General features: G+C 69.1%; 19 protein-coding genes and 2 tRNA genes. 9 read left to right on the forward strand and 12 right to left on the reverse strand.

Going from position 1 to position 20,692, the window contains the following annotated elements; all coding sequences use genetic code 11:
• Position 1 precedes the first annotated feature (1 nt).
• The 10 genes from Q0L54_RS02200 to Q0L54_RS02245 form a co-directional block, all read right to left on the reverse strand.
• Positions 2-481 carry a thioesterase family protein gene (locus Q0L54_RS02200; protein WP_296665141.1) on the reverse strand — a complete coding sequence of 160 codons (480 nt, stop codon included), beginning with the start codon at positions 479-481 and terminating at the stop codon, positions 2-4.
• A 44-nt stretch (positions 482-525) separates the two neighbouring features.
• Positions 526-1,539, reverse strand: a complete 1,014-nt coding sequence (locus Q0L54_RS02205) for a LacI family DNA-binding transcriptional regulator (protein ID WP_296665143.1) — start codon at positions 1,537-1,539, stop codon at positions 526-528.
• 137 nt (positions 1,540-1,676) lie between these two features.
• A complete protein-coding gene (locus Q0L54_RS02210; RefSeq protein WP_296665145.1) occupies positions 1,677-3,335 on the reverse strand; it encodes a glycoside hydrolase family 13 protein in 1,659 nt (552 codons plus the stop codon).
• Positions 3,332-4,138, reverse strand: a complete 807-nt coding sequence (locus tag Q0L54_RS02215; protein ID WP_296665147.1) for a carbohydrate ABC transporter permease — start codon at positions 4,136-4,138, stop codon at positions 3,332-3,334. Before Q0L54_RS02215 ends, Q0L54_RS02210 begins: the two co-directional genes overlap by 4 nt.
• 20 nt (positions 4,139-4,158) lie before the next feature.
• Entirely contained in the window at positions 4,159-5,022 is an 864-nt protein-coding gene (locus Q0L54_RS02220; RefSeq protein WP_296665149.1) for a carbohydrate ABC transporter permease, read from the reverse strand.
• A gap of 108 nt (positions 5,023-5,130) precedes the next feature.
• Entirely contained in the window at positions 5,131-6,486 is a 1,356-nt protein-coding gene (locus tag Q0L54_RS02225) for a hypothetical protein (RefSeq protein WP_296665150.1), read from the reverse strand.
• A 275-nt stretch (positions 6,487-6,761) separates the two neighbouring features.
• The gene (gene ettA, locus Q0L54_RS02230) at positions 6,762-8,444 is read right to left on the reverse strand and encodes an energy-dependent translational throttle protein EttA (protein WP_296665152.1); all 1,683 of its coding nucleotides are present in this window, start codon (positions 8,442-8,444) and stop codon (positions 6,762-6,764) included.
• A 122-nt stretch (positions 8,445-8,566) separates the two neighbouring features.
• On the reverse strand, positions 8,567-9,115 hold the full coding sequence (locus Q0L54_RS02235; protein ID WP_296665154.1) for a single-stranded DNA-binding protein: 549 nt from the start codon (positions 9,113-9,115) through the stop codon (positions 8,567-8,569).
• A gap of 153 nt (positions 9,116-9,268) precedes the next feature.
• Positions 9,269-10,702, reverse strand: coding sequence for a GTPase (locus Q0L54_RS02240; protein WP_296665156.1), 1,434 nt, complete (start codon positions 10,700-10,702; stop codon positions 9,269-9,271).
• Positions 10,699-12,288, reverse strand: coding sequence for a dynamin family protein (locus Q0L54_RS02245; protein ID WP_296665157.1), 1,590 nt, complete (start codon positions 12,286-12,288; stop codon positions 10,699-10,701). The genes Q0L54_RS02240 and Q0L54_RS02245 overlap by 4 nt, the downstream gene beginning before the upstream one ends.
• A 114-nt stretch (positions 12,289-12,402) precedes the next feature.
• Here Q0L54_RS02245 and Q0L54_RS02250 point away from each other — a divergent pair.
• The 4 genes from Q0L54_RS02250 (at position 12,403) to Q0L54_RS02265 (ending at position 16,416) form a co-directional block, all read left to right on the forward strand.
• Positions 12,403-12,476: transfer RNA gene (locus Q0L54_RS02250), tRNA-Arg, on the forward strand.
• 346 nt (positions 12,477-12,822) lie between these two features.
• Positions 12,823-14,379 (forward strand): Re/Si-specific NAD(P)(+) transhydrogenase subunit alpha, encoded by a 1,557-nt coding sequence (locus Q0L54_RS02255; protein ID WP_296665159.1) that lies wholly within the window; start codon positions 12,823-12,825, stop codon positions 14,377-14,379.
• Positions 14,376-15,782 carry a Re/Si-specific NAD(P)(+) transhydrogenase subunit beta gene (pntB, locus tag Q0L54_RS02260; RefSeq protein ID WP_296665160.1) on the forward strand — a complete coding sequence of 469 codons (1,407 nt, stop codon included), beginning with the start codon at positions 14,376-14,378 and terminating at the stop codon, positions 15,780-15,782. Before Q0L54_RS02255 ends, pntB begins: the two co-directional genes overlap by 4 nt.
• 34 nt (positions 15,783-15,816) lie before the next feature.
• Positions 15,817-16,416, forward strand: coding sequence for a TetR/AcrR family transcriptional regulator (locus Q0L54_RS02265; protein ID WP_296665162.1), 600 nt, complete (start codon positions 15,817-15,819; stop codon positions 16,414-16,416).
• Positions 16,417-16,422: 6 nt separating this feature from the next.
• Here the strand turns inward: Q0L54_RS02265 and Q0L54_RS02270 are convergent, their stop codons facing one another.
• The gene (locus Q0L54_RS02270) at positions 16,423-16,785 is read right to left on the reverse strand and encodes a helix-turn-helix domain-containing protein (protein ID WP_296665163.1); all 363 of its coding nucleotides are present in this window, start codon (positions 16,783-16,785) and stop codon (positions 16,423-16,425) included.
• A 137-nt stretch (positions 16,786-16,922) separates the two neighbouring features.
• On the opposite strand from Q0L54_RS02270, the gene Q0L54_RS02275 reads away from it, so the two are divergent.
• The 4 genes from Q0L54_RS02275 to Q0L54_RS02290 all read left to right on the forward strand — a co-directional run bounded on the left by Q0L54_RS02275 (position 16,923) and on the right by Q0L54_RS02290 (position 19,730).
• On the forward strand, positions 16,923-17,564 hold the full coding sequence (locus Q0L54_RS02275) for an NAD(P)-dependent oxidoreductase (protein ID WP_296665166.1): 642 nt from the start codon (positions 16,923-16,925) through the stop codon (positions 17,562-17,564).
• A gap of 246 nt (positions 17,565-17,810) precedes the next feature.
• On the forward strand, positions 17,811-18,920 hold the full coding sequence (locus tag Q0L54_RS02280) for an NADH:flavin oxidoreductase/NADH oxidase (RefSeq protein WP_296665168.1): 1,110 nt from the start codon (positions 17,811-17,813) through the stop codon (positions 18,918-18,920).
• Positions 18,921-18,993: 73 nt separating this feature from the next.
• Positions 18,994-19,608 carry an oligoribonuclease gene (orn, locus tag Q0L54_RS02285; RefSeq protein WP_296665169.1) on the forward strand — a complete coding sequence of 205 codons (615 nt, stop codon included), beginning with the start codon at positions 18,994-18,996 and terminating at the stop codon, positions 19,606-19,608.
• 46 nt (positions 19,609-19,654) lie between these two features.
• Positions 19,655-19,730: transfer RNA gene (locus Q0L54_RS02290), tRNA-His, on the forward strand.
• Between the two features lie 55 nt (positions 19,731-19,785).
• Here the strand turns inward: Q0L54_RS02290 and Q0L54_RS02295 are convergent.
• The gene (locus tag Q0L54_RS02295; protein WP_296665171.1) at positions 19,786-20,046 is read right to left on the reverse strand and encodes a GlsB/YeaQ/YmgE family stress response membrane protein; all 261 of its coding nucleotides are present in this window, start codon (positions 20,044-20,046) and stop codon (positions 19,786-19,788) included.
• 95 nt (positions 20,047-20,141) lie between these two features.
• On the opposite strand from Q0L54_RS02295, the gene Q0L54_RS02300 reads away from it, so the two are divergent.
• Positions 20,142-20,692: DUF4126 domain-containing protein (locus tag Q0L54_RS02300; RefSeq protein ID WP_296665173.1), on the forward strand; the 551-nt coding region annotated here is incomplete at its 3' end.

The raw sequence follows: 20,692 nt of genomic DNA on the forward strand, positions 1-20,692 counted from the left end.
CTCAGCGCCGCCGGAACTCGACCGGCACGTCGAGGTGCGGGCTCCAGGCCTCGCGCTCCGCATCCGTCAGCCGGCGGGGCCGCTCCGACGCGGCGTCCACGAGCACCAGAGTGGTGGACGCCTTCGCGAACAGCACCGGCTCCGGGTCGCCCGCCGGCGACCACACCTCGTAGCAGATCTCGATGCTCGCCCCGCCCAACCGCCCGATCCACAGTTGCACGTCGATGGGGCGGCGCAGGTAGGGCACGGGCGCCAGGTACTCGATCTGCTGGGCGGCGATGAGCGTGAGCGTCTCCGCGTCCGGGCCGCCGGCGATCAGCGCAGTGTGCGGGACCTCGTGGTCCTCCGCCGCCGACCTGTCGGCCCAGAACACGCGGATGCGCGCCTCCTCGAGAAGGCGCAGCATCTCCGCGTTGTTGACGTGTCCATAGGCGTCAAGATCCGACCATCGCAGGGTGATGGGCACGTGGATGCGAGTCATGAGCTCACCGTATCGCCGCGGCGCACGAGCGCGCCCCGGAAGGTCTACCGGGACGCGCGGGGAGGCCCCGTCGAACCGCGCACCACCAGCTGGTAGTCGGCGGGTTCGAAGGACAGCCGGCTGGGACCGCCTTCGACCTCGGCGATGATCTGCCGTGCCGCCAGTTCGCCCTGCGCCTCCGGATACTGAGCGCAGGTGGTGAGGTCGTAGGCCTGCGCATACTCGTGTCCGTCGACGCCGATCACCGAGACGTCCTGTGGAACCCTCAGGCCGGCGGCCTGGATGGCATACATCGCCCCGATCGCCATTTCGTCGGACGCACACACCAGGGCCGTGGGCCACGAGTCGCTGCGGAACACCGGCGTGACCACCTCGAGCGCGATGCTCTGCCGATACCGGCCGGCGAGCATCCACGTGGGGTCGACCACCGCGCCCGCGTCGAGCGCCGCGGTCATGAACGCATGCTCGCGCTCGACGGCGCCGCCGAGGCTGCGGCTCTGGGAATCGAACCCGCCGAGGTACCCGAGCTCCTGATGTCCCAGGGCGAGGACGTGCTCCGTGGCCGTGGTCATCACCGCGGCGTCGTCGATCCCGATCGTGCGGAATCCGTGCGTGGTGGGACCCACCGCGATCATCGGGATGTCGAGGGACGAGAACTCGGCGAGTTCCTCGGCCGAGAACATCATGGAGACCGCGATCAAGCCGTCGACACGCCTTCTCAGATCCGAGCGGACGAACACGTGCGGCCACGATCCGACGCTCCGATCGAGGTCGTACAGCACCGTGTCATATCCCAGGCTGCGAAGGCCCCGGTCGATGCCGGTGAGGACCGAGTTGTAGAACCACCGGCTCAGCGAAGGGACCACCACCGCCACCGCACGGCTCCGGCCCGTCGCCAGGCCGGCCGCCGCGACGTCCGGGATGTAGCCCATGGTCTCGGCCGCGGCACGGACGGTCGCGACCGTGACGTCCGCGACCCCCGGCACGCCGCGCAACGCGCGCGACACGGTCGCCTTCGACAGGCCGAGCTCTGCGGCGATCTGGCTGATGGTGACCATGGTCCGATCCTGCAGCTCTAGGATCGGCGAACCCGGCATCGTGCCGGTTCGCTGAGCGTGGTGGCCGGTCCGTTCCCGGCAAAGGACGCCCGGGCGTGTGCCCAGCCGCTGATCTCGACGTGCGCGTCGGTGATCATCTAGACACGGAACCAGACGGTGGTCTCACCGGGAACCTGCTGGCCGTGCAGTGCGGCGCTCGACAGCAGGACCTCGCCGGCCGGGAGCGCCGCCGGCTCGAGGCCGAAGTTGGTGAAGCTGTGCCAGCCGTTGTCGCGGGAGAACCACACCACATCGTCCGGGCCCTCGTGCCACTCGAGGGATTCGGTGCTCTGCAGCGCACGCCGCGTCCGCAGCGCCGCACGATACAACTCGAGGGTCGAGCCGCCCGCGCCATCCTGCTTGTCGACGGCATAGTCCCCGAACCATGCCGGCATCGGCAGGTGCGCGCCGTTGGCGCCGAACCCGAAGGACGGCCCGTCCGCCGCCCACGGGAGAGGAACGCGGCATCCGTCCCGGCCCTTGCGCGCGCCCGCGTCACGCAACCAGATGGGGTCCCGAAGGACCTCCGGGGGAAGATCAGGGACCTCCGGCAGGCCGAGCTCCTCGCCCTGGAAGAGGTACGCCGAACCGGGCAGCGCGAGCATCAGCATCATCGCGGCCCGCGCGCGGCGCAACCCTCTCGCGGCGTCGGCCACGGGCTCCGTGCCGGCGCTGAGCAACCATTGGTTGAGGTCGGTACCGTTCGGCAGACCGAAGCGCGACGCCACCCGCACCACGTCATGGTTGGACAGCGTCCACGTCGACGACGAGTCGGAAGCGCGAGCCGTGGCCAGGCACGTCTCGATGGTTTCGCGGAAGTCCCGTGCGTCCCACTGCGCTTCCAAGAGCTCGAAGTTGAACGCCTGGCCGAGCTCCTCGGCGCTGGCGTATCGACCCCGGCGCGACGGCGGTGCGCCGGCCTCTGCGACGGCCACCCGGGGCGGCGAGTACTCGTCGAAGACCGACCGCCACGTGCGGTAGATGTCGTGGACCTCGTCGCGGTCCAGCAGCGGGTGGGATCCGTCTGTGGGGTATCGGGACACTTCGGAGATGGTCTCGACCGGCCTGTACGGCTCGCTGAGGTCCTTCTTGAGCAGGTGGGCCGCATCGACCCGAAAGCCGTCGACCCCTCGATCCGCCCAGAAGCGCAGCGTGGTGATGAAGTCCGCGTGGACCTCCGGGTTGTCCCAGTTGAGGTCCGGCTGCTCGGGCGCGAACAGGTGCAGATACCACTGCCCCGGCGTACCGTCCGGCCCTGTGGTCCTGGTCCACGAGCTGGGGCCGAAGTGGCCGGGCCAATCGTTGGGAGGCAGTTCTCCGTGGTCGCCGCGACCGTCGCGGAAGATGTAGCGTTCCCGCTCGGCCGAGCCGGGCGCCGCGTCCAGTGCGGCCCGGAACCACTCGTGCCTATCCGAGCTGTGATTGGGGACGATGTCGACGAAGATCCGGATTCCCACGTCGTGCAGCGCCGCGACGAGTGCATCGAAGTCGGCCAGCGTCCCCAGCCTCGGATCGACATCGCGATAGTTGTCGACGTCGTATCCGCCGTCGGCCAGCGCTGACGGATAGAAGGGACTGAGCCACACCGCGTCGACGCTCAGCGATCGCAGGTACTGCACCCGCCCGGTGATGCCAGGCAGGTCACCAAGCCCATCCGCGTTCGAATCTGCAAACGAACGCGGATAGACCTGGTAGACAACTGCCTGGCGCCACCAGTGGGGGTCGATCGAGGTAGTTCCGGATGGCTCCGGTATCACTTCACCGCGCCCGCGGAGATACCCGCGATGATCTTGCGCTGCATGATGAAGTAGAAGATCACGATCGGGAACATCGCGAGCAACAGGCCCGCCATGGCGAGACCGTAGTCTGACGTGTACTGGCCAAAGAAGACGAAGGTCCTCAGCGGCAGAGTCTTCTCGCTCGTGTCATCAAGCACGATGGATGGCAGGAGGTAGTCGTTCCAGATCCATAGTGCGTTGATGATGGACACCGTCGCGGTGACCGGGCCCAGCAGCGGGAAGATCACCGTCATGAACGTCCTGAACGGACCCGCGCCGTCGATCGCCGCCGCCTCGTCCAAGTCGAACGGGATGTTCGAGATGAAGCCGTGGTAGAGGAAGGTCGACAGTGCGACACCGAAGCCGACATAGAAGATCGACAACGTGAGCTGGTTGAAGCTCCAGCCCAGCCCGTTCGCGCCGAAAAAGCTCACGAAGGGGAGCATCAGGGCCTGGAACGGCACGATCATCGACGCGACGAGTACCAGGAAGATGGTGTTCGCGGTTCGCGTCCTCGCCCGCTGCAAGTAGTACGCGAGGCCAGCGGACGTTATCACGACCAGGACCACGGAAACGATCGTGATGAACAGCGAGTTCCCGAGTGCCTGCCAGAAATCCATCTTGTCGATGGCCTCGGTGAAGTTCGACCACTTCCACTCGGTGGGCCAGCCCAGCGGATCCTGGATCACCTGCACGCGATCCTTGAGGGAGTTCAGGATCACCAGGACGAAGGGGAACGCGTACAAGACCGCGAGCACGATCGCCATGAGAAGGAGGAACACTCGAGTCCTCTTGACGGGGTTCATCGCTGGACCTCGAATCGCTTGGCGACGGCAACTTGGGTGACGGCGGCGAGAGCGACAAGGATGAACATGAGCACGGCTTGCGCCTGCCCGGTGTCGAAGTTGCCGAACCCGAAGGCCTCGGTGAACACGCGCAGCGAGATGAGCTCGGTCGACCGGAACGGACCACCGCCGGTCAGCGCGAGGTTGACGTCGTACGCCATGAATGCATTCCTCAGGGTGAGGAACAGCGAGATCGTGAATGCCTGGGCGATGAGTGGAATCTTGATGAACAGCAGCGCCTTCAGCCCCGATGCGCCATCAAGGTTCGACGCCTCCATCGTCTCCGGATCGATGCTCATCAGCGCGGTGACGTAGATGATCATCATGTAGCCGGACATCTGCCACACGGTGACGATCACCATCGCCCAGAACGCGGTGGTGGTGTCGAGCAACCAGTTGGGATTGAAGATCGATGGCAAGAGCTTGACGAACGCCTGTCCGAACAGGAACTGCCAGATCAGGCCCAGAATCACTCCGCCGATGAGATTCGGTACGAAGAACGCCGTCCGCAGGCCGTTGACGCCGCGCATGGGGATGGTGACCAAGAGCGCGAGCCCGAAGGCGACGAGGTTGACAAGGACGAGGCACGCGGCGACGTAAGCGAGCGTGATCCCCATCGATTGCCAGAAGTCACCGTCCTGGAAGCTTGCGATGTAGTTGTCCAGGCCCACGAAACTGTCAAAGCTCGAGCCGCCGTTCCAGTCCGTGAACGTGTAGAACACGCCCTGCGCGAACGGGATGACGAGCACGAGCGTGAACATCACTAGCGGTACAAGCGCGAACATCAAGAACTTCTTGATGTTCGAACTCCTAGTTCTCATTGCCACATTGAACTCCGTTGTTCGGCGGGTTTCCCGGGGCCGAAGCCCCGGGAAACCCGCGTGAGTGGATGATCACGGTCGCCTCGACCGCGATGCTCTAGTCAAGCATCACTTCCAGGCGTTAGCCATGTCAGTGGCCAAGGCGGCGCGGTCGCTCGTGCCGGACCAGTACTTGGCGAGGGCTTCCTTGCCGTACACCTCCTGCAGACCGGCCGGGTAGGCGCTGTTCACCCACTCCAGCGTGTTGCCCGCGGCGACGTACGAGGCGATCTCCTTCGCCATGTACGTGGTGGGGTCGACGGTGAAGCCGTCGTACACCGGAATGAAGTTCATGCCGCCTTCCTCGGTGGGGCCCGACCAGTAGGCGTTGCCCTCGGGCGTGGTCAGGAACCAGGTGAGCAGGGCGACCGCAGCGTCGCGCTGCTCCTGCGTCGTCTGCGACTCGTCGATCATGAAGTAGCCGGGCACGCCGACCGAGATCGAGCTGTTGCCAGCGAAGCTCTCGTCGTCGTTGATCGGCAGAGGCATGATGCCGTACTCGTTGTCCGGTCCGAACTCAAGGAGGTTCGGCTCCGCCCAGTTGCCCATGAACCAGAACCCGACCGATCCTGCGGAGAGGTCGCTCACGGCAGTGTCGTAGTTGTCGTCAGCGATCGACGCGTTGGCGCTGTTGTTGCTCTTCAGCATGTCGATCGTGTCGACCCACTCGTTCCAGACGGGGTCCGCCGCGAGGTCCTTGGTGCCACCCTTGAGCTCGTCGAGGATCGCGAAGCGACCCTCGTGAGTGTCCGCCGAGTTCGCGTGGTAGACGTTGGTGAAGTGCGCACCGAGCGACCACCAGAGGCCAGAGAAGAACATCGGGGCCTCGACCCCGTCGACGGCGGCAACCGCGTCGAAGGCGTCCTGGAGCGCGGAGGTCGTGTGAACCGACATCGGGTCGACGCCCGCGGCGTCGAGGACGGTCTTGTTGTAGAGCAGTCCGAACGCCTCGACGGTCGAGGGGATTCCGACCTGCTTGTCGCCCACCTGGCCGGCGACCAGGGTGTCGCCCTGAGCGAGCGCGGCGAGGGGCTGGCCCGTCCAGTCCATCATGTTGTCCGCGATGTCCGGGATCTCCTGCAACGTGTAGAAGATGGTCGGCGCGTCGCCGGATGCCATCGCCGTCGTGTAGTTCTGCAAGAACGTGCCCGTGCCCGCGCCCTCGAGCACCTCGACCTTGACGCAGTCGGTGTTGTTCTCGTTGTAGAAGTCGACCGCCGCGATGAACTGCTCGGCGATCTCAGACTTGATAGTGCCCTGCATCTTGATCTCGGTGGGCGTGGTGCACTCGCCGCCACCGCCGCCTCCGCTCGAGCCTGCGGGCTCCGGGTCTGACGATGAACATCCGCTGATCACGAACATTCCGGCGGCGGCGGTGAGGCAAGCCGCGGCGAGCTTCCTCCCGTTTCGGCCAACAACAACCATGGTGTCTTCCTTCCACGTGGGCAGGAGCACCGTTGCCCCTGCCAGACCACTCAGGCTCTCCGACAATAGCCCCGGACGGAGGCGCTTCGCAAACGGTTGCAAGGAAGATTCGGTCACGGTTCGGTCACGTTCTGGAAACCCCGTCGCGCACAGGCGGACGCCGCCGCGTGACCCAGGGGAGGCCGGGCGCGGGATCGCCTGAACAGGCCCGCCCGAGCCGCCGCACACCGCGACAGCGGGCGTCCGCGGGGGGAACCGGCGCCGTCGGAGAACCGCTAGTCGCGAGTGAGCTTCCGGTAGGTGACGCGGTGGGGGCGTGCGGCCTCCGCACCGAGTCGTTCGACCTTGTTGGCCTCGTAGGACTCGAAGTTTCCCTCGAACCAGAACCACTTGCCCGGCTCCTCTTCCGTGCCCTCGTACGCCAGGATGTGGGTGACCACGCGGTCGAGGAACCAGCGGTCGTGCGACACCACCACGGCGCAGCCCGGGAACTCGAGAAGTGCGTTCTCCAGCGAGCCGAGGGTCTCGACGTCGAGGTCGTTGGTGGGCTCGTCGAGAAGCAGGACGTTGCCGCCTTCCTTGAGCGTGAGCGCCAGGTTAAGCCGGTTGCGCTCGCCGCCGGACAGCACGCCCGCGGCCTTCTGCTGATCGGGACCCTTGAAGCCGAACGCACCCACGTAGGCACGCGACGGCATCTCCACCTTGCCCACGTTGATGTAGTCGAGGCCGTCCGACACGACCTCCCACAGCGACTTCTTCGGGTCGATGCCGCCGCGGCTCTGGTCGACGTACGAGATCTGGACGGTCTCGCCCACCTTGAGGTCGCCGCCGTCGAGCGGCTCGAGGCCCACGATCGTCTTGAACAGTGTGGTCTTGCCAACCCCGTTGGGTCCGATGACGCCCACGATGCCGTTGCGCGGCAGGGTGAAGGACAGCCCGTCGATGAGGGTGCGGTCACCGAAGCCCTTGGTGATGTTCTTCGCCTCGAGCACCACGCTTCCCAGGCGCGGACCGGGCGGGATCTGGATCTCCTCGAAGTCGAGCTTCCTGGTGCGATCGGCCTCCGCCGCCATCTCCTCGTAGCGGTTCAGGCGCGCCTTGGACTTGGTCTGGCGGCCCTTCGCGTTCTGGCGCACCCACTCGAGCTCCTCCTTGAGGCGCTTCGCGAGCTTCGCGTCCTTCTTGCCCTGGACCTGGAGGCGCTCTTGCTTCTTCTCCAGGTAGGTCGAGTAGTTGCCCTCGTAGGGGTACAGCCGGCCGCGGTCCACCTCGCAGATCCACTGGGCGACGTGATCGAGGAAGTAGCGGTCGTGCGTGACGGCGAGCACCGCGCCGGGGTACTTCGCGAGGTGCTGCTCAAGCCACAGCACGGACTCGGCGTCCAGGTGGTTGGTGGGCTCGTCGAGCAGCAGCAGATCCGGCTTCTCAAGCAGCAGCTTGCACAGCGCAACGCGGCGGCGTTCACCGCCCGAGAGGACCTTCACATCGGCGTCCGGCGGCGGGCAACGCAGCGCATCCATCGCCTGCTCGAGCTGGGAGTCGAGGTCCCACGCGTCGGCGTGGTCGAGCTCCTCCTGCAGGGTGCCCATCTCCGCCAGGAGCTTGTCGTAGTCCGCGTCCGGGTCCGCCATCTCCTCGGAGATCTCGTTGAAGCGCTCGAGCTTGCCGTAGATCGCGGCGACGCCCTCGCGAACGTTGCCGATCACGTCCTTGTCCTCGTTCAGCGGCGGCTCCTGAAGCAGGATGCCCACCGAGTATCCGGGCGACAGCCGCGCCTCACCGTTGGAGGGCTGCTCGAGGCCGGCCATGATCTTGAGGATCGTGGACTTACCAGCGCCGTTGGGTCCCACGACGCCGATCTTCGCGCCCGGGTAGAACGCCATCGTCACGTCGTCAAGGATGACCTTGTCGCCGTGCGCCTTGCGCGTCTTGTGCATGGTGTAGATGAACTCGGCCACTGCTGCTCCGTCGGTCGACGTGTGCGGGCGCACGGCGCCCGGATTCCGTCCCATAGCCTACGCGAGCCCGCGTAGGCCACGGGGCGCCGGGATCCGCGCCCGCCACCGTCGACCGCGGCCCCTCAGCGCGCCGCGGGTGACGCCTCGAACTCGAGTTCGGAGTCCACGCGAGCACCCTCCGCCGGCTCGTCCAGCCCGTCGTCGCGCACCGATGGCTCGTCCGGCGGGGAACCCGTGGAGTCCTCCTCCTCGCGCGCCGCCATGATCGCCTCCGCGGCCCGGCTCACGTCGTCCACTCCCATGGACGGATCGCCCGTCGCACGGCTGAACGACGCAACCCCGCGAGTGCAGTCGTGGCCCACCGCGACCGCGTCGATCACCTGGTCCGTCCGGGGACCCTCCTTCGACTCCCACGTGCTGGTGCGGAAGCGTCCGCTCACCAGCACCGGCTGTCCCTTCTTGATCGACTTCTCGATCGTGATCGCGGCGGATCGGAAGGCGCGCACCGTGAACCACTCCGTCACGCCGTCGACCCAGATCGACCGCTCGCGGTCGAAGTACCGCGGCGTCGACGCGAGGCGGAACGACGCGATCGCCAGGTCCCCCTGCCCCACGTTCAACCGCACATCGGTCGCCGCCCAGCCGGCGACGGTCATCATCAACTCATTCATGTTCCCCTCCCTGATGCCGCAGGGTGCGGCCATCCCAGGGTGCGGCGGGCGACGGGACGATGCGGGGACCGGGTCGGGATCCGTGGACGTCCCGCACATGCGGGCGGGCCGGGGACATCGGCCGCGGCGCCGCCGGCATCCGAGGCGCGGCGGCTACGACCGGGCGCCCGTTTCCTCGTCGTCCGCGGGGGCGGCCGGCGAGTCCGCGACCGGCGACCGTGCATCGTCCCCTCGAGGTGGGGCCAGCGGGCCCGGACCCTCGGCGCGCGCGATCTCGGTCAGTTCATCGAGGTTGCGGTACGCCTGGTGGATGAGCTCGGTGGGCTGGACCACCAGCGGCGTGATCGCTCCGCGCACCGCGTCTCGGCCCAGCGCCACCATGTCCTTCTGGAAGGCGCCCGCGCGCGAGCGCCGCCGAAGGAACGACGGGGCACGGTGCGGCACCGGCCACTCGATCGCGGACAGGGCCTTCTGGATCTCGTCGGTGAGCATCGTGGCCGGCGCGACGGCCTCTCCGATCACGATGCGCCACGTCACCGGCAGGCCCTCGGAGGCGGCATCGATCCAGTCGAGCCGCTCCCGGTCGACGATCTCGCGGCGCATCGGCGACGGCGCGGGCACGGACGAGGCACGTCCGGCCACCACCGCGGCCGCCGATTCGGCGCGCGCATCGACGCCGGCGGCGGCCGTGAGCGACGCGACCAGTTCGGCGACGTCCGGCAGCACCGGGTCCGCGTCGCGCGCCAGGGCCCGCTCGAGCGTGCGTCCCGCCTCGACCAGGTCCGCCGCCACCGCATCGGCCGCCACGGACCGTGCCTGGACGGCGCCCTCGAGCTCGGCACGGAGCACGTCGACGCCCTGCCCCGTGCGGGCGCTCACGGGCATGACCGGGACGTCCACCATGCCGTCGTCGGCCAGGAGCCGCTGCAAGTCGCGGGCCACAGCCCACCCGTCCTCGGTGGTCAGCCGGTCCACGTGGTTGAGCACCACCAGGGACGGCTGACCGGAATCGGACGCCGCCTGCAGGTACCCGGCATGGATCGCGTGGTCGGCGTACTTCTGCGGGTCCACCACCCACAGCAGCAGGTCGACCATCGGGATGATCGCGTCGACCACCTCGCGGTTGCGCGGGTTGATGGAGTCGTGATCCGGCAGGTCGAGCAGAATCAGCCCGGTGAGGGCGGGATCCTCCCCCGCCTCGGGCGAATCGGCGCGCCGTAGGCGCCGCTGCGGCGAGACACCCAGCCAGTCGAGCAAGGCGTCGGACTGGTCCGAGCCCCACACCGCCGCACTCACCTGGGACGTCGTGGGCCGCGCCACGCCGGAGACGGCGAACGGCACCCCCACCAGCGCGTTGAACAGCGTGGACTTGCCCGATCCCGTGCCGCCCGCGAGCGCCACCACCGTCCAGTCGATCCCGAGATGCAGGCGCTCGTCGCATCGTTCGACGGCGGCGTGAAGATCCGTGCGGATGGACGCCGGTATGGCCTCGCGCGCCCAATCGAGCGAGGACCGCAGCCTCTCGACGCGCTCGCGCAGCAGCGAGGTCCCGTCCCGCGGGTCCAGATGCTCGAAGCTGACGCTCACAGCAGCCCTCGCAGCTCCGCACGGCGCAGGCGGATCTTGGCCGAGGCGTCGGGCATGAGCGAGGGGATGTCCGTGGGGCGCATCATGTCGAGCGCCTCGCGGTTGACGCAGTGTCGACGCGCCGCATTCAGCTCGCCGCGGGCCTCCTCGACGGCGTCGCCCACCCCTTGGGAGGTGAGCACCATCAGCGTGGTGCGCGCCTGATCGATGCCCAGCGCCGCGCTCGCGAGGGTGGTGGTGAGTCCGGGTTCGCCCACCACCTGGATGCCGCCTTCCGACCCGGGCAGCGCGAGCGCGATCTCCTGGCAGCGGTGCAGCCATCGGCGCGCGGCGTCGGCGGCCTGGCGCTCCCGCGCCTGGCGTGCATCGCGCGGGTCGCGGCGCTCCGCGAGCCACGGTCCCACGCCGGTCTCGGCGCGCCGCAGCGCCTCCTCCATCGCCTCGGCGACGGACGATGCCGCATATACCAGGCGCGATTCGACGGCCTCCAGAAGGTCGCCGTAGATCTCGTGGAGGACCGCGTCGCGTTGCTCGCGCGCGTGCCCCCGCCGTACCCACATCGAGTTGCGCAGGCGGAACAGCGCCCCGCCGTCGGCCGTCGCGCCCTCCCACCGCGCGGTGAGCGCGCCGGTCGGGATGGTCGCCCACCAGCGGTCGCCGCCCTCGTGCTCGGCCTGACCCGCGCATCGTCTGACCTCGGAGCGCACGTCCTTGGCCGCGGCGGACTGATCATCCATCGCCTCGGCGAGGGTCTCGAGCCACTCCTTCACCGACTCGGCGGCGCCGTGCAGCGTGCGCTCGACGATGGTGGCGGCCGATGCGGCGGCGACGGAGTCGAGCCACCGCCCCAGGCCGCCCACGACGTCGCGGGGCACGGTGGCCTGGCGGTGGGTGTCCTCGGGGATGACGAACAGCGGCAACGCCTCGAGGTGCTCGCGCGCGAGGCGGTCGACCAGTTCGCGTCGCACCTGCGCCGCCACGTCGACGGTGACGCGGTTGAGCACCACGGCGATCGACGCGCCGCGGTCCGCGCCGGCGCGCAGGGCCTCCCATGGGACGGCGTCGCCGTACCGGGCCGCCGTGGTCACGAAGATCCAGAGGTCCGCGGCCTCGAGAAGCATGCGGGCGATCTCGCGGTTCTCGCCACGCACCGAGTCGAGGTCGGGCGAGTCGACCAGGGCGAGCCCGCGCGGCACCGCCTCCGTGGCGATCACCTTGGCGCGCTTCGCGACGTCGGACAGCACCGCGGTGTCGAGCGGGTGGTGGAAGAGATGGGGCACACGGGTGGTGGGGCGGAGCACGCCGGACGGCGTCAACTGCTCGCCCACCAGGGCATTGACCACCGTGGACTTGCCCGCGCCGGTCGAGCCCGCGACCACCACGATCGCCGGCGACGCCTCCTCGCGCACGCGCGGGATGAGGTGGTGGTCCAGCTGATCGAGCATGCGCTGGATGGTTTCGCGCGCCTCGGCGACCCCGGCGGTGGGGAGGGGAAGCTCCACCCCGTTGACCACGCGGCGGGTATCGACGAGGGCGTCCAAGAGGTTGCCGGGGTACGACCACGTCTTGATCGGTCGCATGCTCATGCGATCGCGTACCCTCTCCGGAACATGCGTCAAGGGTAGCGCGAGGGCACTTACCAGCATGCACGGAACGGCCGTGCCGGGGGCACTACCCTGGGGTCGGCGGAATCGCCGCAGGCCCTCGTAGCTCAGCTGGATAGAGCACCGGACTTCTAATCCGACGGTCGCTGGTTCGAATCCAGCCGGGGGCACCCGCGAGACGGGTCGAGGCCGCCCGGCCGCGGCGACACTCAGCCGCACCGTTGACGCTCCTGGGCGCGGAAAACGACACCATTCCGCACCGTTGTCGCGGGCCGCGGTGGCGGGGGCCGCGTCGGTGGAACTCGACACCGAGATGCGCCCACCCGCGGTCCCGCACCCAGGCCCTAGGTACCGGGAATGACCCGGTTGCCCTGGACTAGCCTGTGTCGAGACCGCTCCATCGCGACCGGCCCCCTCGACGGGACCGGCTGGTCGCCCAGGCACAGCACGTCACGACGCTCCCCGGCGCTCTCTCTGTCGAGAGCCGCGGCTCGTCTCGACAGAAGAGGACGCACCATGAAGATCGGGGTCCCCGCGGAGACCCGCGCCGGCGAGAGGCTCGTCGCGGCGAGCCCCGCCTCGGTGGGCCAGCTCATCAAGCTGGGCTACGACGTGGTGGTTGAGGAAGGCGCCGGCGTCCAGTCGAGCTTCCTCGACGAGATGTACGCCGCCGCGGGCGCCACGATCGGCGACGCCACCGCCGCCTGGGGCGCGGACGTCGTCACGTGCGTCAACGCGCCCGACGAGGAGCGGTTGTGGGCGCTGCGCGAGGGATCCATCTTCGTGTCGATGATGGCTCCCCAGGCCAACCCCGAGCTGCTGGCCACGCTGAGCAAGCAGGGGGTGACGGCGCTCGCACTCGACGCGGTCCCCCGCATCTCCCGGGCCCAGGCGATCGACGTGCTCAGCACCCTGTCCAACGTCGCCGGCTACCGCGCCGTGATCGAGTCCGCGGAGCAGTACGGCGGCATGTTCACCGGCCAGGTGACCGCGGCGGGCAAGACGGCCCCCGCGACGGTCTTCATCATCGGCGCGGGCGTGGCCGGTCTCGCCGCGATCGGCGCGGCCTCGAGCCTCGGCGCACAGGTGCGAGCCTTCGACGTTCGCCCCGAGGTCGCCGAGCAGATCGAGTCCATGGGCGGCACCTTCGTGGTCGCCCCCGAGGCGCAACAGGAGATCAGCGCGGACGGCTACGCGAAGCCACTCACGCAGGAGCAGCAGGCCGCCGCGATGCATGTCTATGCCGCGGAGGCCGCGAAGGCCGACGTGGTCATCACCACCGCGCTGGTGCGAGGCGCCGCGCCCACCACCATCACCGCTGAGGTTGTCGCGGGCATGCGCCCTGGCTCCGTGATCGTGGACCTGGCCGCTTCCGGCGGCGGCAACTGCGAGCTCACCGTGCCGGGAGAACTGGTGGTGACGGACAACGGCGTCGCCATCGTGGGCTACACCGACCTCACCAGCCGGATGCCGCGTCACACCTCGCAGCTGCTGGGCACCAACATCGTCCACCTCATGGAGCTGCTCACCCCGGGCAAGGACGGCGCGGCGGTGCTCGACCTTGAGGACCAGGTCCAGCGCGGCATGACGGTGGCGCACGCAGGCGACGTGATGTGGCCACCGCCGGCCGTCGCGGTCTCGGCCGCGCCTCCTGCCCCGCAGGGACCCAGCGACGAGGAGCGCGCCGAACAGGCGCGCGCCGCGAAGGAGCAGGCGGAGCGCAAGGCTCGCCGCCGCAACCTCTTCTACGGAGCGGGCGCCGTCGCCGCGCTGCTGCTGCTCTCCTTCGCCGACTCGGCGACCGTTCAGCACCTCACCGTGTTCGCGCTCGCCGTGATCGTGGGCTTCTACGTGATCTCGAACGTCAAGCACTCGCTGCACACGCCGCTGATGTCCCAGACCAATGCGATCTCCGGCATCATCCTCGTCGGCGCGCTGCTGCAGATCGGCTCCGACGACGCCCTCGTGTCCACGCTCGCCTTCATCGCGGCCGCCGTCGCCAGCATCAACATCTTCGGAGGCTTCCTGGTGACCTACCGAATGCTCGGGATGTTCAGGAAGGACCCGTCATGACGCTCACGTCCCTCGCCCAGGCGACCTACGTGGTCGCCGCCGTGCTCTTCGTGCTCTCGCTCGCGGGACTGTCCAAGCAGGAGACCGCCCGCCGCGGCAACATCTTGGGCATGATCGGCATGGGCCTCGCGCTCGCCGCCACCGTGGTGCTCTCGCTCGACCGCAGCGAGCGGCCGGTCATGGTGACCGCGCTCCTCATCGCGATGGTGTTCGCGATCGGCGCGAGCATCGGGATCTGGCGGGCGCGCACCGTCGAGATGACGCAGATGCCCGAGCTGATCGCCATGCTGCACAGCTTCGTGGGCCTCGCCGCCGTGCTGGTGGGCTTCAACTCGTACCTCACGGAGGAGGCCGATGCGGTCCACCAGATCGAGGTGTTCCTGGGCGTCTTCATCGGTGCCGTGACGTTCACCGGCTCGATCATCGCGTACCTCAAGCTCTCCGCGCGCATCAAGTCCAACCCGCTCACGCTGCCGGGCCGCAACCTGCTCAACCTGGGCGCGATCGTGGTGAGCCTGGGCCTGATGGGCTGGTTCATCGCCTCCAACAGCGTGCTGCCGCTCGCCCTCATGACCGTGATCGCGCTCGCGCTCGGGCTGCACCTGGTCGCCGCGATCGGCGGCGGCGACATGCCCGTGGTGGTGTCGATGCTCAACTCGTACTCCGGCTGGGCCGCCGCGGCGGCGGGCCTCATGCTCAGCAACGACCTGCTCATCGTGACCGGCGCACTCGTGGGCTCGTCCGGTGCGATCCTCTCCTACCTCATGTGCAAGGCCATGAACCGCGCCTTCATCAGCGTGATCCTGGGCGGCTTCGGCACGGGTGGCGGGGCCGCGGCGGTGGACGGCCCGCAGGGCGAGCACCGCGAGGTCCAGGCGCCGGAGGTGGCCGAGATGCTCGCCGCGGCGCGCTCGGTGGTGATCGTCCCCGGGTACGGCATGGCCGTCGCCAAGGCGCAGTACCCGGTCGCGGACCTGGTGTCCAAACTGCGCTCGGCCGGCGTCGAGGTCCGGTTCGGCGTGCACCCCGTCGCGGGCCGCCTCCCGGGACACATGAACGTGCTGCTGGCCGAGGCGCGGGTGCCCTACGACATCGTGCTCGAGATGGACGAGATCAACGACGACTTCCCCGAGACGGACGTGGTGCTGGTGATCGGCGCCAACGACGTGGTCAACCCCTCCGCGCTCGAGGATCCCGGCTCGCCTCTCGCGGGCATGCCGGTGCTCGAGGTGTGGAAGGCCCGCCAGTGCATCGTCTTCAAGCGCTCGATGGCGACGGGATACGCGGGGGTCCAGAACCCGCTGTTCTTCAAGGAGAACTCGGCCATGCTGTTCGGCGACGCCAAGACCAAGGTGGAGGAGATCCTCACCTCGCTGCGGGTGGGCGAGGGCGCTAACGCCTGACGACGCATGCCGCGGCGCTGACTAGGCTGGCGTCGTGACCACCGACCCCCGCTTCGCCCGCAGTTCGGATTCGCTCGCCGCTGCGGTGCTGGAGCTTGCCTCCGCACGGCCTGTCGAGACCATCACCGTGACGGAGATCGCGCGCCGCGCCGGCGTCACGCGCGCGACGTTCTACAACCACGCCACCTCCCCCGAGTCGCTGCTGGCGCACACGCTCGAGGTGGAGCTCGACGCCATCCGGACGGATTTCCTGGTGGAGTTCGACGCGGAGCCCCACGCGATCGAGACCATCTGGAGGGCCGCCGAGCTGGACCTCATCGAGCACATCGAGCGCCACGCCGAGCTCTACCGGATCGGACTCGCTCCCGCCGACGGCGCGCACGGCTCGGTGCTCGCGGACGTGCTGGCCGGGCATATCGAGGCGAGCCTGCACACGTTGGCGGAGGCGTCCGGTGCACCCCGCGAGGGCGAGGCCGGGACGCGATTCGCGATGGCCGCGGCGTTTGTCAGCCAGGGCACGGTCGGGGCGCTGCGCGCATGGCTGCAGGCGCCGGGTCCCCGGGACCCGCAGTTCGCCGTGGACTCGATCCTGCCGCTGATCCCGCGGATGTGGTTCGAGCTCGCCGCCTCCTGACCGCCGTCAGCCTGCGTCGAACGCCTCTCGGGCGGCGCGCACTCGGCCCATGTGACCGGTCGCCCAGCCGGCGATCGCGCCCAGCGGCACCAGCAGCGTCCGGCCCAGGTCCGTCAGCTCGTACTCGACGCGCGGCGGCACCTGCGCGAACACCCTCCGCGTCGCGAGCCCGTCGCGCTCGAGCCCTCGCAGCGTCTGGGTGAGCATCTTCTGCGAGATCCCCTGCACCCGCGCGCCGAGCTCGCTGTAGCGCAGCGGACCGTCCGCGAGGGTCAGCACCAGCAGCACGGTCCACCGATCGCCGATGCGGTCGAGCACATCCCTGGTGGGACATCCCGCCTCGTAGAGGTTCCACTCCTCGTCGGCCATGCGTGCCTCCTTCCTCCGCGGTGCGGCACGCACCGGAAAGTACGTACATCCTATCGGGAAGAAACTCTCCAATGGAGAGTGTTGTTCCCGGCGAACGGCCCGCAACCGGACCGTCGACCCGTACCGGAAGGAACGCCATGACCCACATCACCGTCCTCGGAGGCACCGGCTACACCGGCGCCGCACTCGTCGCCGAGGCCGCCTCGCGCGGTCACCGGGTGACCTCACTCTCCCGCTCCGCACCCGAGTCGCCCGTCGAGGGCGTCGACTACGTCACCGGGTCGATCCTGGACGATGCACTGGTCGAGCAGTTGGTGGGCGCCACCGACGTGGTGATCGCCTCCGTGCCGCCGCGCGGCGACCTGCCGTCGAGGATCCGCCCGTTCGCCGCCCGCCTTGCGGAACTCACGGCGACGCACGGCACCCGGTTGGGCTTCATCGGCGGCGCGGGCTCGCTGCTGGTCGCGGAGGGCGGGCCGCGGGTGGTCGACACCGACTTCCCCGAGGCGTTCAAGCCCGAGGCGCTCGAGGCCGCGGACGTGCTCGAGGACCTGCGCGGCAGCTCGGAGGCCGTCGACTGGTTCTACGTCAGCCCCGCCGGGGGCTACGGCGCCTACGCGCCGGGCGAGGCGACCGGCACGTTCCGCGTAGGCGGTGACGTGATCCTGGTCGACGAGTCCGGGACGTCCTACGTCTCGTCCCAGGACCTTGCCGCGGCCGTGATCGACGAGGTGGACGAGCCGGCGCACCGCCGGGCACGCTTCACCGTCGCCTACTGACGCCGCCGCTCCCCCGCCACCTCTGACACTGCGCACGGAGTACGCGCCGACACGCAGCATCGTCCCTCTCCGGGGCGGTGCGGAGACCGCGTGTCGCGGGCAACTCCGTGCGCAGTGTCAACGGGGTGAGGGGTGGGCGAGCGGGCGCGCGCCGTCGACCGCGCGGAATCACCCGGGACCATGGGGCGTTGTCGACCAGGTCACGGCTCGCAAGGATGGAGCCCCACCCTGCGACAAGGATCCCCGATGACGTCTGCCCTCTTCTCCCCGCTCGCGATCCGCGCGGTCGAGACCCGCAACCGCCTGTGGGTGAGCCCGCTGTGCCAGTACTCGTGCGAGGAGCAGGACGGCGTCCCCTCCGATTGGCACCTGGTCCACCTGGGCTCTTTCGCGCGCGGCGGCGCCGGTCTGGTGATGTCCGAGGCGACCGCGGTGACGCCGGACGGACGCATCTCGCCATGGGACACCGGCATCTGGAACGACGAGCAGCGCGACGCCTGGGCACGCATCGTCGACTTCATCCACGGCCAGGGTGCCGTGGCGGCCATCCAGCTCGCCCACGCGGGCCGCAAGGCGTCGACGCACCGCGAGTGGAGCGGCACCGGCTCCGTGCACGAGTCGGAGGGCGGCTGGGCGACGGCGGCTCCGTCGGCGATCGCCTATGACGGCTACGACGAGCCCGCCGCGCTCGACGAGGACGGCATCGCGGCGATCGTGGACGCCTTCGGCGCCGCCGCGCGCCGGTCGCTCGAGGCCGGCTTCGACGTGCTCGAGGTGCACGCCGCGCACGGATACCTGATCCACCAGTTCCTCTCGCCGCTGTCGAACGCCCGGACGGACCGCTGGGGCGGCGGCCTGGTGGGCCGCGCGCGCCTCCTGATGCACGTGGTGCGCCGGGTGCGCGCCGAGGCCGGCCCCGATGTCCCGGTGTTCGTCCGCGTCTCCGCCACGGACTGGCTCGAGCCGCGCGGCTGGACGCTGGACGACACGGTGACGGTGGCGAAGTGGCTGCGCGAGGCGGGCGCCGATCTGGTCGACACGTCCACGGGTGGGCTGGTCCCCGGCGTGCACATCCCCACCGGGCCCAACTATCAGGTGTCCCACGCTGCGGCCATCCACGCCCGCGCCGGTATCGCGGCGACCGCTGTGGGGCAGATCGTCGACGCGCACCAGGCGGAGAGCATTGTCGCGTCGGGTCAGGCGGACGCCGTCTTCGTCGGACGCGAGTTCATGCGGGACCCGCACCTGCCGCTGCGCGCCGCACACGAGCTGGGCGTCGACATCGACTACTGGCCCAGGCAGTACCGCCGGGCCTCCTACGATGCCCGCCCCAGCATCGTCGCGGACGGGGACTGACCGAACCCATCCGCCGGATGCTGCGCTGCGGCCCCGGCCAAGGTCCCGCCCGAGCGTCGGTAAGGTGGACGGCATGAGCGACACCCCCCTCGTCTGGATCGACTGCGAGATGACGGGTCTCGACGTGGCATCCGACGCCCTGGTCGAGGTGGCCTGCCTGGTCACCGACTCCGATCTCAACGTGCTGGGCGACGGCGTGTCCGTGGTGATCAAGCCATCGGACGAGGCACTGGCCGGCATGGGCGACTTCGTCCGCAGCATGCACATCCAGTCCGGCCTGCTGCCCGAGCTCCCGCACGGCGTCACCATGGCCGAGGCCCAGGAGCAGGTGCTCGAGTACGTCCGCGCCCACGTGCCGGTCGCCGGCAAGTCTCCGCTCGCGGGAAACACCGTGGGGATGGATCGGATGTTTCTCGACCGCGACATGCCGGACCTCCTGGCCCACCTGCACTATCGCGTGGTCGACGTGAGCTCCTTCAAGGAGTTGGTGCGCCGCTGGTACCCGCGGGTGTTCTTCAACGCCCCCGCCAAGACGGGCGGCCACCGGGCCCTGGGCGACATCCGCGACTCGATCACGGAGCTGCGGTACTACCGCGAGACCATCCTGGTCCCGCTGCCCGGACCGGACTCCGACCAGGCCAAGGCCGCGGCCGAGCGGGTGACCACGGACCCGTCGCAGGAGGCATAGCGGACCGGCTATGATGTTCTCTGGCTCTCGCGCGCGAGGGCCGATGGTGGCTATAGCTCAGTTGGTAGAGCACCGCGTTGTGGTCGCGGGGGCCGCGGGTTCAAGTCCCGTTAGCCACCCCACAGAAGTAAGGCCCCGGCTCGTGAGAGCCGGGGCCTTCTGCTTCCGCGGGACAACTCAGCGCTTGCGCGCGAAGATCGCTCCGTAGAGGCCGATGAGCACCGCCGCCGCGCCCACGCTCATGAAGAGTTGGATCCAGTCGATGCCAGGGGTGTCCTCCTTGTTGAGGACCGTGTACCAGAGCCAATGCCCGATCAGCGAGCCGCCGATGCCGAGCAGGATGGTGATGATGATGCCGAAGTGCTGGCGACCCCGCACGACCATGCGCGCGAGAACGCCGATCAGCAGGCCCGTCAAGATGGTGGCGACCCAAGCCATGTAACACCCCTCTCCCGTGATGCCGGACGCGCTCCGGCAAACGCACACTATCCTTGAGTGCGTCCCGCCGCCCGGTGGAGCCCCGAGGAGGTCTCATGTTCGCAGCCCTGACGGGCGCCGGCCTGTCCGCGGCGGCAGGCCTCAACGCGTTCATCCCGCTCGTGATCGTGGGGCTGTTCGCGCGCTTCACCGACTTCATCGTGCTTCCCGAGCGGCTCGAGTGGCTGCAGTCGTGGCCGGCGATCATCATCGGCCTCGCGCTGCTCGCGCTGGAGCTGGTGCTGGACAAGATCCCTGGTGTGGACCACATCAACGACCTCTTGCAGTCGCTGATCCGCCCGCTCGTAGGCGGCGTGATCTTCGCCGCCACGGCGGCGGCGCAGGTGATCGATCAGAGCAACTTCTGGCAGGACAATCCGCTGATCGCGGGCATCGTGGGCGCCGTCATCGCGGCCGCCGTGCACACCGCCAAATCGGCGTCCCGTCCGTCGGTGAACGCCGCCACGGCGGGCACCGGCGCCCCCATCGCATCGTTCGCGGAGGACGCCACCGCGGTGGCGCTGAGCCTCATCGCGATCTTCGTCCCCATCCTGGTCTTCGTGGTGCTGATCGCGATGGGCGCGGTGTTCTACCGCATCGTCACCAC

The sequence above is a fragment of the Demequina sp. genome (assembly GCF_024642165.1).
In the GTDB taxonomy this organism is placed as follows: Bacteria; Actinomycetota; Actinomycetes; order Actinomycetales; family Demequinaceae; genus Demequina.